We start from the raw sequence: 17,447 nt of genomic DNA on the forward strand, positions 1-17,447 counted from the left end.
GAGTTGAACTTTCAACTTTGAACTAACTACCCCTTAATTAATCCGGTTTTCAATGCTTTCTTAACCAGTTCGATAGGTGTACCTACATCTAGTTTTTTAAGAAGATTGTTTTTGTGGGTCTCCACAGTTCTTGGGCTAATAGACAGTTTATCGGCTATTTGTTTGTACGGTAGGCCATCTGCCAATAATTGCAGTATTTCTAATTCTCTTATACTTAAATCAGACGCGTCTTCAACAAGTAAATGGCTGAAGGATTGGGAGATATATTTCTTTCCGGCCATTACTGCGGCCATGGCTCTTATGTACTCGTCACTGTTTATATCCTTACCCAAAAAACCCGAAGCTCCGGCATGCTGAGCACGCTGTAGGTCAAGGGCATTTGGTTCGGCTGTTAATAGAATGAATTTAGATTGCGGCTTTAAACGGATTAACTCTTGAATTAACAAAGCCCCATTGGCATCTGGTAATCGCAGGTCGACAAATACAATGTCTGGATTTAAGTTTTCGATTTTCCGTTTTGCCTCTTCACCGGAGGCTGCTTCTCCAGCCACTTCGTACTCAGGATAACCAAGTAAAATAGCCTTTAAGCCATCACGTACAATTTTATGATCGTCTATAATAAAGATTGAGTAGGTCATCAGGCAGCCTTTGGAAATATTAACCTAAATGTTGTGCCTTTGTTTTCTTCGCTTTCCACTTCCAGTTTGCCGCCCATTTTATTTAGCAATTCTTTTGACAGGGTAATGCCTAAGCCCGTCCCTTTTTTATCAGAGTTTTTGATATCATGAACAGAAGTTGTCTCACCCAAAATAATCTTAACCTGCTCACTGTTCATGCCAACCCCACGATCTTTAATCGAAATTCTGCTTTCCTTTTCATTTTCTTCCACAAGTATATCTATCGATTCACCCATATTAGAAAATTTTATAGCATTACTTAAAATATTCCGCGTGATGATTTTTAAATAATCTAAATCTGCTTTCAGCTTAACTTCAGATGAAAACATCCTGTTTATGGTGATTTTATTGGCTTCTGCAGCTACACTTAATTGATTGCTTATGTCTTCCAGCACGGCACTCACTTGCAGTTCTGTTGGATTATAATTTAACTGTCCAGTTTGATTTAGTGCCCAACGGAGTAAATTATCCATCATGTCATGCACTTCTTTAGAGGAATCGCGAAGATTTTCCACGAATGACTTCAGCTGTTCTTTTTCTAGTCTCTCCCAATTATCAGTTAAGCTTTTAGTTATGGTATGAAATGAACTGAGAGGACTTTTTAGATCGTGCGAGATAATTGAGAAAAGCCTGTCTTTGGTAAAGTTTAGTTCCTTTAATTCCTGATTTTGAGTGTCTAGAACTTTCTTAGAGGCATTCTCTTTTTTATAAGAACGATATAATAGCAAGGCAATGATTATTACTGCAGCTAACACTGCCACTAATAATAATCTAAACTGTTTGTCGCGTTCCTGCTGAAGTCGCTGAATCTCATTTTCACTTTCTAGTTTAGCAATCTCAGTTTCCTTTAACTCGGTGTCAAACTTCACTTGTAACTCCTGCAACGACTGTTCTTGTTCCGCAGAAACTATGGAATCGTTTAAATAGGCATATTTTGACCAATTTTCGCTCGCCTCCTTGTACTGACCATTACCTTCATACAATTGAGCAAGAATTTTATACATATCACTTTTGGCATTCACATTTTTTAGAAGTTTTATGGATTGCTCTGCAGGGGATATTCCATCTTTATACCGACCCAGCTTTAAATAATACTCAGCACGGTTGCCTAGATCTATCGAATAGGCAATGGAATCTCCAACAGCTAAATCAAGTTCCAAGGCTTTAGTATTCATGTATAAAGCTGAGTCATACTTCCTTTCATTATCATACAAAACCGCCAAACTGTTATACGTTTTTGCTAAGCCCTTTTGGTCATCATACTTTTGCTTTATAACAATAGACTTTTTGAAGAAATATCTGGCTGAATCATAAGAAAACAGTTCAGAAATATAAATACCCATATTATGGTATGATGAGCCCAACGCTGCTGTATCACCTAATTGCCATTTGTAGCCAATGGCCTTATTTATATAATAAATGGCGTTTTTATAATCCTCTAAATATCCATAAGTTGCTCCTATGTTATTTGTAATTCTGGCCAGTAGTGCTTGATTATTTACTGCCTCAGCTATGCGAAAACACTTGATCCAACTTTCTAATGCCATCTTATCATTAGCCTCATAATAATAGGTAGCTCCTATTTCGCTGTACACTTCAGCAATAAAGGAAGAGTCTAAATCATTACCACGTTTAGTAAGAATTTGAAGGTAAAGAGAGCGAGCAGAGTCCAATTGATTTTGATACTGCACGTTCATGGCAATCCGTTTTTCAGACATAGCTAAAAGACCAGGCTCGTTTAAATCCTGTGCTATTCTTTGGGCTTCTCTTACAAGTGCATAATGTAATTCTGAATTTGTTCGAAGTGCCTTGTCTGAATAATCCAGTAAAAATTTAACCTTATCTTCTTTTTGAGGAATGTTTTTAATCTGCAAGGAAATGCTATCTGGTAATTGAGCATGAATTACAGACTGAACCAATAAAGTAGTTACTAAAACAAAGCCAAAACGAAACATAGCTTTGAATATAGTAAATCGATATTTTAATTGGGGTTTTTGGGCGATTTTTTAAATAGGAATGAAAATAAAACCCTCCCCTGCCGAAGCAAGAAGAGGGTTTTATCAATCACACACACACTTACTACTACTGACTGATTAACTCGAACTGGTATTCACCTTCTACACTATTAATTCTGCCACCTGAAGGGCCCCCAGCAGTGAATGTCAATGTCAAAGTATTTCCAATTATTCGAGTTTTCATAGCTACTCCGTCACCTCTTAAAATAGTGTTAATATCTTGTCCGCTCAGCTGCCAATTGCCTTCCGCAGGCCATGCACTCGAAATGGCATTCTCTGTTTTGAATGTTCCTTCAGAGAACGTTACATTAAACCCTTCAAATTGATCACTCACATCGAAGCCATCTTTTAACACAGACGTTTCTGACTGGGCAACCCATGGTTTACCTTCATTCACTAACAATGCCACTTGCTGTACGGCAGGGTTTGGCTGAGCCTCTTCTCCTCCGCTATCACAACCCATTATGGCCATTAAACTTGTTATGGTACAAATCGCTATAATATATCTTAATGCTTTCATCGTATTCTTCTGTTTTAATGAGTTATTTCTTTATAAATCTTATCATCTGTTGATTCTCGCCTTTTATTAGGATGAGATAGATGCCATTGTTTAAATCCGACACATCGATACTTTCAGTCAATTCGGGTTTAATTTGTCGCACTAAATTTCCTTTCATATCGCTAATGAAGATTTTGGCTGTTTGATCGATATTTCCAGTTAGCGTAATCTGATTACTCGCTGGATTAGGATAAATGCTAACAGGTTCTATATCACGAACAGATGTACTCGTTACGGAAATTATTTCAAAAGTTCTGGAAACTACTGCCGACTCAAAATTCTCATTACCAGGTTGAATTGCTTCTACAGTAACCTCGCCTATCCCGTCAAAAATGAGTGTAGTTCCATTCAGAAATGCTGGTCCATTTGCTACATTGAATTCCACTATTAAACCTGAAGAAGATGTTGCAGAAAGTTCTAATATCTCTGCTTCCATAAACTGATCTTCTATTTCATTGAAAGTAATAGTTTGAGCCGCCTTATTGACGGTTAACACCTGTTCTACTGGTACAGCTGCATTGAAATCATCATCGCCTGCTTGTGTAGCAGTGATGGTCGTTGTTCCAGCACCTATGATTGTAACCGTTGAGCCATTCACCGTTGCCACGGATTCATCTGAACTTGTATAAGTTACTGCCAGACCTGAGCTTGCTGTCGCTGTTAATTCAAAGTCAGGATCACCAAATGTTACATCTGCTAGAGCCTCAAAAGTGATGGTCTGATCTTGTTTATTTGGCTGATCTACTACATCAAAAGAGACTTGTGCCGAGGCTGAATTATAATTAGAATTACCTGCGTTACTCACCCTTACAACTACGGTACCTACCTGACCATCCAATGTTATAGTTGACCCTGAGATAGATGCCGGACCGCTCAACAGCTGATACGTAAGGGCAAGACCACTGGTGGTAGTTGCTATAACATCAAACGGATTTGCTGTAATTAACTTATCGTCAATGGGCTCAATGGTTATCGTCTGATCAGCTTTTGCTATCGAGAACGACTGAATAACTTCCGTTGCCGCCAGATAATTATCGTTGCCCGGTTGGTTGGCAGCGATCGTAGCGACCCCAGTTCCGTTAACAGAAACTGTGGCGCCACTCAACGAAATGGGGCCGCTCACCACGCTATACGCTACATCCAATCCTGCTGAAGAGACAGCAGAAATGGTGAAGGGATCGACTCCAAAAACTTGATCATCAATGACATCAAATGTGATTGTTTGAGTGGCTTTGTTAATAGTGAATGTTCTGGTGACCTCTGGTGCGGGGTTATAGTCGTTATCACCACCCTGATTAGCAGCCACAGTGGCTGTGCCAGCACCATTAATTGTTACTATGTTGCCATTAATAGAAATTGGTCCTGAAACTACGCTAAAATCTACCGTAAGGCCTGAGGATGCGCTTGCTTCCAATGTGAAATCAGCATCGCCAAAAGTTTTATCCTCGATAGTGCCAAACGTAATGGTTTGATCAGATTTTGCAGGATCAGAAACAACGAACGAAACCGTTTCACTCGCAGTGTTAAAGTTATTGTTGCCAGCTTGGCTTACTTCTACTTCTACTGTCCCGGAAGATCCATTTAAGGTAATTGTTGTGCCAGAAATAGTAGCCGGTCCACTTAAAATTTGATAATCTAAACTTAAACCACTGGTAGTTGAAGCTACTACCTCAAAAGGTGCATCGCTAACTAATTTATCAGATATTGGATCAACCGAAATGGTCTGGTTAGCCTTGTTCACATTTAAGGTCTGCTCAACAGATGTTGCAGGATTGAACTGGCCGTTACCTGACTGGCTGGCTGTAATGGTGGATATACCGGCACCAACTATCGTTACTGTGTTTCCATTAATTGTTGCCACCAAGGTATTGGAACTTACGTAACTAACTGATAACCCTGAAGTTGTCGAAGCGTTCAGATTAAAAGGTGCATCGCCAAAGGTTTTATCTGCTATTGGATCAAACGAAATAGTCTGATTGGCTTTCAGAATTTCAAAGGTTCTTATTACTTCCGGAGCTGGGTTAAAAGAGCCATTTCCAGGTTGATTGGCAGCTATTTCTACTGTACCAACTCCCGTAATTGTGACCTCATTGCCTGACAAGCTCACCGGGCCGCTGATCAAACTAAACTGTACTGCAAGCCCTGATGATGCAGTAGCGGATAGCGTAAAAGGTGCATCGCCAAAGGTTTTATCTGCTATTGGATCGAACGTAATGGTTTGATCTTGAAGAGGCTGTGCTTCTGTCGTGAAATTCCAAAAACTAGTTGTATTCCAATTGGCCAAAGGATTATCGGCCAGGTCATAAACAGTCACACCAAAATTGTTTTGTACCCAATAACCTGTATTAAACGCTAATTGCGGTACGTTATTCAAAGTGACTGTATTTGTACCAAAAGTCACGTCTGCCGTGTTGATTTCAAACTCTTTGATTACCTGATTGGTACCATCATTTTTCCTAAGTCTGAATTTTGAACCCGGATTGCCTGTCTTGATTTCTTCTGAAAAAGTTAATGTTAAGCTACCCACATCAACAGAAACATCTGTTGCATTATCTGCAGGGTTGAAACCTGTAACCACAGGCGGATCATTATCAATAATCTCAGTGGTGAAACTCAAAGTAGTATTATCTGGGAATCCTGGGAATGGATTAGATTCCTGATCAAAAATCCGATTGGCATCAATTTGTATGAAGTATTCTGTGCCAGGTTCCAAATTATTCGTTGGATTTAGTGTTAGTATATTACCACTAATAGTTACTAGTGATGGAACAATGGTATTGTTGCTCATTCTTTTAACGAACACACCAGATGGTGACGGAGGTAAAACAATTTCATTGAACTCAATAGTGATAGTTTTACCTACAGGCACATCAGTAGCATCATCCATAGGATCTGTTGATACGACAAAGGGGTCTACCGGAGCAAATTCTGGTGCAGTAGTAAACTGCCAGGTAAAACTATCGCCCCAGCCTGCTATGACATTTCCAATAAGGTCTGTAATTCCCCAATTTCCATTACTATTTTGAATATAATAGGTTTTGTTAAAGTCAAGCTCAGGAACATCATTGAGGGTATATGTATTTCCACTAACTGTAACATCAGGAGTTTGGAAATTGAATTCTTTCACTAAGGCATTAGTGTTGAATTCATACAACCTAATAGCACCGTTCGGGTCACCATCTAAGATAGGTTCATTGAACGTCATGGATAGCGATCCAATATCTACCGGCACATCATCAGCGTCCTGAGCCGGTACGAAAGTTTGTACCACTGGTGGATCGAAGTCCACTTCTCCAACTGTGAAATTCCATACTCCATTACCACCTAGTTGAGCTGTTCTTGCTCCTTTACTATCAATAAATGACTGTGAGTTTACGCTTAAGTAGTATTCTCTTCCAGTAGGTAAGTCATTTGTTGGATCAATTGTCACGACATTATTATTGATAGTTACTCTTGCGGATGGCTCGCTAAATACTTCCCACTGATTCGCACCCGGATCGAGTTGATATAAAACCATATAGTAGTTATCAGCCGAAATATCTTCATTGAAAACAATTTCAAGATTTTCGTCACCATTTAGGCCTGTTGTACCGTTAGCAGGTGAAAAACTAACAACCTGTGGAGGACTCGGCAGTTCAGTAGTGAAATTCCATGTGTCCGTATCAGTACCAAATCCCATGGTAGGATTTGTACTATAGCCATTGACATCCCTCACCAAATTATTTGTCATTTGCACGTGCAGGTCTGTATCTAACACATTCGGTAAAGTGATAGGCACAAAAAGTTTGTTACCAGAAACCGTCATGGAAGGATCATCACCAAATATCTGAACATAGGTTACCCCTCCTGATTTTAACCGGATGGCAAACCATCCTGATTCGCCTGTTAGCTCAATGGGAGCATCGAAAGTAACTTCAAACACAATGGGCTCACCTACAAGCACGTTTAGAGCATCGTCCGGTGGGCTAACCGATACAATTTGAAGTGGCGTTTCTAACATGTGAAACGACCAACTTCCACCAAAACTGGCTGCATCAAACGAATTACCAAAAAGGTCCTCCACAATGCCACTTTCTAACTCTACACCCACTTCATATATCTCAGGAATTTCCTGACCCGGATCAATTACTAGCGTATTGCCTTCAACAGAAGCTTCAGGTGAAGTCACATCAACTCTTAAGATTTCTGAGTTATCGGATAAATCTCTGAGTATCACATTTCCTGTGCCTTTTTGAATAGGTTCTGTAAACGGCAACCTTAATACTACATCATAAGGTACGTTTAATTGGCCGTTAGTGGGAAACTGATTGTTATTGTCGAAATAGGGTGAAGTGGTATCAATTTCCTCTACAATAAAGTGCCAAACAGAGGGATTCCAGCCACCAAAAAAGTTATTCCCATTTAAATCAGCTATAACTGTATTTTGGATTTTAAAATACAGTTCCTCCTCACTATAACCTTCTATTTTAGGAACAGTAAACTCAAAAGAAGCTTGATTACCATTAAAAGTTATTTCAGACGAACTGATACTTCCTATATTAACTTCATTGCCCAAGCCATTCACCCATACAACTAAAATGTTGCCGCCTGTACCTTCTTGAACTGGTTCGGAAAAAATAGCTGTAAATGTTACTGGTACCCCAGCAGGTATATTTGTAGCTCCATCAACAGGATTGGTGGAAACCAACGTAGGATTGTTAAGGACAGGTGTATAATTCCATACAGTCTTATCATTAATACCTGCATACGAGTTTCCAGCTAAATCTGTGAATGTGCCTTCCAGTATTTCGATCCAAACGCGAGTATCTTCAATCACATTAGGAGGATTAATGGTCACCGTTTGTCCGCTTACGCTTACAGCCGCATCTTGAACACCAATGGTTTGAAGCAAAAGATCATCGGAATACCTTCTTATATTGATAAGGCCTGAACCTTTTTGTACAGCTTCATTGAACTGTAAAATCAGGTTAGCATCAGCGGCAATGCCTGTAATATTAGGAAACGGATCATAGGAAGTTGCCGTTGGAGCAGAAACATCCGGTGCTGCTGCCAGTGTAAACTGCCAGGTATTATTGTTCAATTGAGAAAACAAATTGCCCACTACATCAGTGATTGGTCCGGTTTGAACTTGTAAGTAGAGCTGCGTACTTTCGAAGCCCGTCAAGTCAGCTTCAACAGCTAACACATTTCCTGAGATGGTAACGTTAGGATCTGTTGCCTGATAATTACGAACAATCGCATTGTTGCTTACTCTCCTGATGTATATGCTACCTGATGCTGTGGCTACAACTGGCTCATCAAACGTGATGATAAACGTATTCTCTACCGGTATATTGGTTGCATTAATGGCGGGTGACAGGCTCACATATTCAGGTGCACTACCTAAAACCGTAAAATTCCAGTCATTCTTGTTGCTTATACCAGCATGTGCATTTCCGGCTTCGTCTTCAAAAGCACCGGCATCCATTTCTATATAGTAGTTGCCCTCAGGTAATTCATCCAAGAATGAAACCGATACATCAATGCGCTGAGTGATCTCTACCTGTCCCGTTGATACGTTAATCTCATCAACCGTTTCATCAGAATCATAGTTTTTAACACGTATGAACCCGCTACCTCGCACAACATTTTCATTGAATTCAAAGGATACTCCATCTACTGATATCGGACTATCGTTATCTTGTGGATCCCTGCTGGCCAAGATAATGGAAGGTGGAGTTCCATCAGATTGTTCCACAGTTCTTACGTTCCAGGTCGTATTATTCCATACCTGATCCATGGTATTGCCTGCCAGATCGGTGGCAAAATTGCCATTGATCATCACATAGAAATCTGTGTCATGGAAAACGGGATTGGTTAATTCCACTAGCATTGACATCTGATTGCCTGAAAAGCTTACACGAGGATCGCTGTAAGCAAGACTGTATACGATGGCATTATTGTCTAACCTTCTGAATAAAAAGGAGCCACTAGTACCGCGCTTTACAGGCTCGTCAAAGGTGATGGTCATTGTTTGAACCAATGGAACATCAGTTGCACCATCTATCGGACTAAAGGCCGTGATTCCGGGAGGATCGCCCAACGTAGTGAAGTTCCAATCTTTATTCAGGATGCCTGGAAAGAAATTGTCATTAGCATCTTTAAAGGCCGTTGCCGGAATTTCCACATAGTATTGACCTTCGGATAGTGTTGCCAAGTTTATGGCAACCTGCGTATCGTTGGTGATAGCAACATCTCCGGAAAGCACATTAATGCTTTGGATTTCTGCATTATCAGCAAACCTTTGCAATTTGATGTTTCCGGTTCCTTTTAAGACAGGCTCATTAAATTCAAAGGCTAAATCTGTATCAAAAGGGATGTTAGTCGCGCCCTTTACTGGTGAATACGAATTACTTAAAATGACCGGCACGTCCCCATCCGGTGCAGCAGCTGTAGTAAAATTCCACGTGTTGAGATCTGAAAAATTGTTGACAACATTCCCTGCAAAATCAGAAGCTACATCGGCTGTGAAGCCTACAAAGTATTCCTGATTAGCTGGTAAATCCTCCTCAAGTGTAATTGTAATCGTATTGCCCGACACTGCCACATTGCCACTTGACATATAGATATTCTGAGTAATGGTGGCATTGCTCTTAAACCCAATTAGAAAGAAACCGGAATTACCAGCCTGCAAGGGTTCATCGAAAGTAATCTCAAGTTGGGTATTCACTGGCACACCGGTTGTACCGTCAGCCGGGCTCAAACCCACAAAGGAAGGTCTTGTATAATCAGGTGCGGCTGCTGTGGTAAACCTCCAGTCCGTGTTGTTTGATATCCCTGTGAAGGCATTCCCTGAAAGATCTAAAACTGCATCGTTATCTATTTCAATGTAAAACTCTGTATTAGCGGGAAAAGGTGTTCCTTTAGAGATTCCTACAATATTATTTAAGAAGACAACTTCCTGATCGTTGGCATTGAAAGAGGCGAAAACATTATTATTATCTACTCTTTTGATGGTAAAGTTTCCGGTACCTGCCGTAACAGGTTCACTAAATTCCATCAACGGATCGGCCAACACATCCACTTCTGTGGCACCATTTTGTGGAGTTAGTTCTGTGAGTGTTGGCAACGTATTGTCCGGTAAGCTACCTGTAGTAAAGCGCCAGTTTTGTTTAATTGTAAATCCGGCAAACGGATTATTATTTAAATCGGTAATTGCTCCCTGAGGAATCAATACATAATACTGGACATTAGGGTTTAAATCGCTTGTAGGATTAATAGTTACATTAGCCGTTGAAACACTGACAGCTGCATTAGAAACATCAATGGATTCAAAAAGCACATCATCGCTATAGCGTCTGATTTCAATGGCACCACTTCCTTTTTGGATGGGCTCCGAGAAGCTAAGCACCAAATTTGAGGATACGGAAACATTAGTGGCATTGACATTCGGACTTCTGGAAGTAACAAGTGGAATTTTCGTGTCAATTGGAATCTCCACTCTGGCAGGAGTACCTGTTAGCAGATAGTTGGCGGCAGAGCCATTGTCTGCCAAGCTGTACGGCACCATTACTAGCTTGAAGGTAAGTTCACCTGAGGCACCAAAATTGAAGTCGTATGTAGTTCCGGTAATTGTGGAACTGGCTATAAACACACCTTGAGGTAACGTGTAACTATTAGACTGTAAGAAGTCTATAGGAGGCTCCACACCATTATTCGTATAAAGTAGCATATAGCCATCAGCACCTGGTGCGGCATTCCAACTTAATTCTGCGGTAAAATTGATAGACGTATTTTCAATTAGATTGTCAACTGTAAAAGCCGTAGCATGTCCGCTGGGTGGAATAGGTAAAGTAGGAAAATATCGAGTGGTGCCATAGTAGGTGGTTTCAGAGGTAGTAACATAGGCTCTGAATCCATAATTTGTTTCGGGGGTAAGTCCGGTTATTACACTTGAAAAACTCGTTGGACTGGTGCCTTCATCGGTTTTCGTTGGTAAAGCAACTGTGGGGTCACCGGCAGAAGTAGTCCAAATAATGCCTTTAGCAAGAATGGTTGGGTTACCGTTTATGGAAACATCTCCTCCTATAACTAATGAGGTAGATGTGCGGTTAGAAATACCTGTTGTAGCTACAGTTATATCCCCATCTACCGAGTTAGTCGTAAAACTTACTGGAGAAGCTACATTTTTATATTGTCTGCAAATGCCATCTCCACTGTATTCCGCTACTCTTATAAAGTACTGGGTTCCTGCCTGCAAGCCTGAAACATTTACCTGGGTGCCGGTACCATTGTAAACTACCCGTGCCTGGCCATTGATTTGCGGTGCCAAACTATAGTCTGTGTTTCCGACAAACTCTTGCCCATCAATGCTGTAAGATTGGTTAGTTTCAGATATCGTCACCAACCTTCCTGTTCCACTTCCATTCGTCCAGTTAATTCTTACTGTGTTTTCGGTAATCAATGAGGTTGCAATAGCGGAAGCTGATGTTGAAGGAGCTGGTGGACAAGTTGTAAACTGAACAGTTTTCGGGGGAGAATATAAAATACACGGATTTGTAGGTCCGCTTTTTCGGTACAAATCTACCAGGTAGGTGGTGTTCGGTTCAAGGTCATAAATCTGGCTTGAGCTGCCCAATACTTTGTTGCCCGTGCCTATTTCAGGAGCGCTGGTATAGGATGAATTCAGTGCATAATTCGTTCCATCCGATGGCAAAACGCGGCTCACCCCTAATTCGCGCACAACTGTTAATCGATAATTTGAGCCAACTGTTTCATTGTATGAAATTTGGGCGAAATCGTCACTAAGTGTTGTAATTGTTGGGGCTCCAAATGCAGTTGGTCTTTCATCACATGTCCCGGTTGTATAACCACCAAGAAATCGTTCCATTACGCAGGTTCCATTATCATTAAAACCATAAGCTCTAATAACATAATCCGTGTTTTGTTCCAGGTTTTGAAACGTATAGGAACTTACGCCTGAACCAACAGTGGCCACTTCCAATGGGCTTCCAAAGCCAAGTTTTTCAATTTCCAGTCTGTGGCCTTCATTGTTATTAGCATCCCATGAAAATGTGATTTCATTAACATTACGATCTATAGTTTCATTCGTGAATTCTGTGGTTGGAAAAGGCACTGTTTTAAATAATTGTAAAGGTGCGGTGCCAGTAACAGTGCCACTTGTAAGCGTAATATCGGAGCCATTAATATCTGCCCTCAACACCTGTGCATTTTTTGATGCGGTTGGTTTTAGCCTTAAACCTATCGCCAGCATGGGCAATCGTGATGCAGCTGAAATGTTCCCTGTAAAGGTGTAAACCCCGGGGCCTGTTACACTCACTGACTGATCAGCATCGAGGCTATTAAGAGGCAACAGGGTGCGTGACCCATTCATCATTAAAAACAAGGCGCCTCCTTGTGAATTATCAACATCATTTGCTGAGAAATTGCCACCGAGGTTAATTTCTATTTCATCAACAGTTACGGCACCGCCCTGTCCGAAATCTATGAGTGCTAGCAGCAGATCTGTAGCCTCCTGGCCACCACCGGTATTGAGGCGCTTGCTGTCGCAATTGATGTCTGTGTAAAACGGTTTATTTGACACATCAAACATCCCGATGGATTGAGAAAATAACGTGTTGGCACTGAGTAACAGTACCAGCGTTGTAATAAAGTAGTAGTAGTTGTTTTGGATCGACTTCATGGTATTGGGTTTTAAAAATTCCGATACCAATCTCCTTTCTTGGAGAGGGTGAATTCCCATCCACCCCGGGTGGTTTTTGCCCTACCCATGTGGGTAGTATTTGAAAAAAGTGAGTTTAAAAGCTTCTAAAGCCTATTTTCTCAGAAGGAACCAAGGAGGCATGTTAAATAAAATTTTTTGACTTTTCTGAAATCAAACGCTTGATAAGGTGAGAAGTGCAAAGAAATTGGGAATGAGTTATGAATTTTTGGGCAGTATTTTTTCCAGGGCTTCCATGCGATTCGAAACGCCTAATTTTTCGTACACATTTCTGAGATGATACTTCACAGTATTCACAGAAACATAAAGTGTTTCTGCAATCTCCCGATTGGTCTTTTCAGAAATAGCTTCCTGTAGTATTTCAAATTCTCTGGTTGACAATGGTTGATACAATTTAGAATTGATATCATCGAGCGTAACATCCAGTTCTTTTATTCCTCCCTGGAACAAACTGTTTATCTGAACACGTAGGGTATCAATTTCTTGCGATAATAAAGCCCTGCGAAGTTTAAAACGCTGAACAAGCAGTATGATGGCAATGGTACCAAAGACCACTATAATGGCGATTACTATCATAAGAAAAGTTTCGAAGCGTTCCTTGGCTTCAATCTCACGCTTGGCAGCAAGAATTTCCTTCTCTTTTTCTGCCGTTTCGTATTTTACCTTGAACTCCTCGATGCTTTTGAGTGTCTCAGTCTTTTGAATAGAATCATTCAACTGGTAATACGTCTCCAAATTTTCAATTGCTGAAGGATAGTCCAGTCTTCTTTTGTCTGCCTGATAGGCCAGCTGATAGGATCTTCTTAATCCAAACAGCATGTTGTTGCCTTTGGAAACTTCTATGGACTTGTCCAAAAGTTCGCGCGCTTTCTGATACTCACCTGACTGGATTGCAATATCCGCCAGCTCATTTAAACTACCTACCTCAGTTTCTGCTTCGCCAAACCTTTGGGCAAGATCAATTGCATTATTATAATAGTCTTTAGCCAAACCGGCATCATTCATTGACTTATGGATGTTGGCCATATTATAATACTGATAGATCAGTCCAAGGCTGTCTTTTGTAGTCTCTAGCAGACCCGTTGCTTCTCGATTTACAGATAAGGCACTGTCCGTTTTGTTAAGTGCGTTGTAGCAATATCCTAACCTGATCAGATTAGTTGCGATCTCCTTTTTATCACCGATTTGCCTTGATATTGCTAATCCTCTTTTTGAATAGGCCAAAGCTGATTTCGGGTCTTTTAATTCGAAAAATATGCCTGCTATATTGCCCAGAAGTTTTGATTGCCACCTCAAGTACTCTAACGTATTTTTACTGGTAGCTAATTTCAATGCATTTTCGAAATGTTTCTTGGCATCTTCATTATCACTGGTTATTCTGGCTACATTGCCCAGCGCGTTTAAAGAGCCAATTTCTGTGAGAACAGCGTTTGATTTTTTGGCTTTATTCACAGCTTTATCTAAGAATAGCTGGGCTGAATCAGTTTTATAAAGCATTCCATATGAAATGCCTAATTGAAAATAAAATTTTGCCTGCAAACTGTCATCATAATTTTCTACTATCGAAAATTGACCCATTAAAACTGAGCGAACGATGTTTGGATTGGCAATGGTATCTACCTGATTAATTATATCTTGAAGCGATTGGCTCCTTATATTGGTGGTTAATGCTAGAACAACAAGGAATATAAGCCAACGATTAGCAGACATACTTTATTGGTTTTATTACTATGAAGGTAAAAAAACTAATTTATAATGTAAGCTGATAATAAAATACGAAAAATCAATACGAACCAGATTATACTTAATTTATAAACTGGCGAATGGTAACTGTGCTTTTAAAAAAGCAATTTCTATCTCTTACTGATTCTAAAAACCTGATTATGACTACTCTCAGTAACATGCAAATAATAAATTCCATCAGGTAAAAACTCGATATCAACAACAATCTTATTCGATTTTTTTATTGGATTGATTGGTAATGATCTGCCCATAGCATCCATCAAAACAATATTTTCGAGCTCGTTAATGTATTCAATTTGAATAATATCGGTTGCAGGATTTGGAAATACCTTGATTGACCTGTTCTCTCTAGAATTCACACTTGTAATGAGTGTAGAATATTCATCAGAAAATGGGCTTTTACAAGCATCTATTGTGACTTGAACTGTATAAAAGCCATCTTCTTCAACGTTAAGTGTCTGATTTTTTTCATTACCCAAGATATTACCATTTAAATACCAACGATTCCCAACTTCACTGCTCGATTCAAGAATTATATCAGTGCTATTTTCTGATTGGGTGATAACAGGTTTAGAAGGGTACACGCAGAATATATGAGTGATAGACTCAGCAGGCAAATATTCATCATTACCGGGTTGTTCTGCAGTAACCACTACAGTTCCAGGTCTTAATAATGTTGCGATTGAACCTACAATTTCTAATTCAGTGGAAAATGTTGTAAACTCAACGTCCAACCCTGAGCTGGCACTTGCCTCAAGTTCAAATGATCCTTCATCGATGCTTATGTCAGGTACAGGATTAAATGTAATTGTTTGCGGTACCGGATCGGGTGTATCATCATCCGGATCAATAAAGAAATAAAGGTTATCTAAGTAAACGGTTCCATTTCCTTCAAACCTAATTTGCTCTAAAGCAGTTGTATTTACTGTACCTGAAATATCAGTTGTAGCAATAGTAACGCCTTGCCAATCTTCTAATGCTATAGCTATTTCATGAGACGATTCGTTACCATTTTGATCAATAAATACGAGGTTCAATTCTGTGGTATTGGGAGACCAGTAATCAAAATTTAAATAGTCCTGATTTGATACATCTAGAAGGTTTGTCGATAAATCGACTAGTTGATTATTAATATCCAAGTACCTTAAAGTGGGATTTGAATCAATATCCACAACATCTGAATAAACTTCCCGCTCGGGATTGGCAAATGTCACATCAGGTATGTTGGTGTAGGAATCGCTGAATAAGGACAGAACATCTACAGCACTATTGGTAGGTTGAGGTGCTGAAACTAATGGAATTGGTAAGTTATCAGTTTCATCCTCATCGTAATTTTGATAAACACGAACATAATCTATTACCATTGAGCTTTCCATAAACTCAGGTACAACATTGGCCGCAATAGCTACATTTAAAAGCAGGTATTGTTGTCTGTAAAAAGGCCATGTAGCATCATTTTTAGTAGCCGGATTGTAAGTGTAAAAAGGAATACCATCCATTGAAAATTCAATTTGATTTTCATCCCAAATCATCGAATAGACATGAAATGTATTGCTTACGTCTGATCCTATGGTTGAACCATAATTAACAGTTCCTCCGAAGCTGGAAGGTGTATGCAAGGCGCTACTAATAACATTTTGATTATCTCCCCAATGCTCCATGATATCAATTTCACCGCAAGCAGGCCAGTTTACTTCATCTATGTTATCGTCCCAATAGCCGCCATCTTCATTGATATTAGTACCAAGTGTCCATATGGCTGGCCAAGTACCTATTCCTTCAGGTAGCTTTGCTCTAACTTCTACTTTACCATAAGTAAAGGCAAACTTTGAGTTTAGTCTTGCCGAAGTATAGTCTTTAGTTACACCCTGATCAAAATAAGATTCTTTTTTAGCTGTGATCGTTAAAAATCCGTTTTCAACAAATGAATTAGTGATTTCATCCGTGTAATGTTGCCTTTCTCCATTCGCCCAACTGTCGCCCTGTATTAGTTGAGTTTGATGATGCCAATTATCTGAGCACACTGCTCCATCAGCATCAAACTCATCTGCCCATATTAGAACATAGTCGCCATTAGATGGAACGGCTCCTGTTGCTCCCGTGGTACAGGTTTGAGCATCTATCTTAAAACAAAATAGAATATTTACTAAGAGTACAAGTAGAGGTTTATTAGGCAATTACTTTGAATTTATATTTTCCTTTGAGAGTGTGTAAAATAGAAAAAAAGGCTGGCAATCACTCGCCAACCTTTTTTCAACCTAGCTTATATTATCGTGTAAAAGTAAATACATGGTTTCCGCTTACAGAAGCTGTTCGGCCACCTGTGCCTAGTGTATTCTGATTCCATGTTAACCCTACAACCAGTGTGTTCTCTGAAATTTCTAATACATCCATTTCAAGATCACCGTCTAGTAAAATCTGAGTTGCTGAAGTGGAAGTAAAATTCCAGGTACCTGAAGATTGAAAAATAGCACCTCCATTCACTGAATTGTATGTTCCTTCCTGAAAGGTTAAACTCAAACCTGCATACGTTGAAGAAAAATCTAAATCATCAACCAAAACTTCAGAAACATTCCAACCAGAAGCTGAGAGTAAGTTAAACACACGCTCTACCTCTGTATTATTAACCGGATCAGATGAGTCGTCATCATCGCAACCAGATAATAAACCTATGAGGGCAACTACCGAAATAGTCAAAATCAATTTTATATATCTTTTCATATTATTTAACA

7 protein-coding genes are annotated in these 17,447 nt (G+C 39.8%); all 7 read right to left on the reverse strand.

Annotated features, from left to right (window positions below):
- Positions 1-26: 26 nt before the first annotated feature.
- The gene (locus JR347_RS17915) at positions 27-638 is read right to left on the reverse strand and encodes a response regulator (RefSeq protein WP_205721942.1); all 612 of its coding nucleotides are present in this window, start codon (positions 636-638) and stop codon (positions 27-29) included.
- A complete protein-coding gene (locus tag JR347_RS17920) occupies positions 638-2,632 on the reverse strand; it encodes a tetratricopeptide repeat-containing sensor histidine kinase (RefSeq protein WP_205721943.1) in 1,995 nt (664 codons plus the stop codon). The genes JR347_RS17915 and JR347_RS17920 overlap by 1 nt, the downstream gene beginning before the upstream one ends.
- Positions 2,633-2,759: 127 nt before the next feature.
- Complete coding sequence (locus JR347_RS17925) at positions 2,760-3,212, reverse strand: hypothetical protein (protein ID WP_205721944.1); 453 nt, start codon at positions 3,210-3,212, stop codon at positions 2,760-2,762.
- Between the two features lie 22 nt (positions 3,213-3,234).
- A complete protein-coding gene (locus JR347_RS17930) occupies positions 3,235-12,933 on the reverse strand; it encodes an Ig-like domain-containing protein (protein ID WP_205721945.1) in 9,699 nt (3,232 codons plus the stop codon).
- A gap of 237 nt (positions 12,934-13,170) precedes the next feature.
- Positions 13,171-14,682: a tetratricopeptide repeat protein gene (locus JR347_RS17935; protein WP_205721946.1), complete on the reverse strand. Its 1,512-nt coding sequence runs from the start codon at positions 14,680-14,682 to the stop codon at positions 13,171-13,173.
- A 143-nt stretch (positions 14,683-14,825) separates the two neighbouring features.
- Entirely contained in the window at positions 14,826-16,892 is a 2,067-nt protein-coding gene (locus tag JR347_RS17940) for a family 16 glycosylhydrolase (protein ID WP_205721947.1), read from the reverse strand.
- A gap of 91 nt (positions 16,893-16,983) precedes the next feature.
- Positions 16,984-17,436 (reverse strand): hypothetical protein, encoded by a 453-nt coding sequence (locus JR347_RS17945; protein WP_205721948.1) that lies wholly within the window; start codon positions 17,434-17,436, stop codon positions 16,984-16,986.
- Between the last annotated feature and the right edge of the window lie 11 nt (positions 17,437-17,447).

It is taken from the genome of Fulvivirga lutea, from assembly GCF_017068455.1.
GTDB lineage: Bacteria > Bacteroidota > Bacteroidia > Cytophagales > Cyclobacteriaceae > Fulvivirga > Fulvivirga lutea.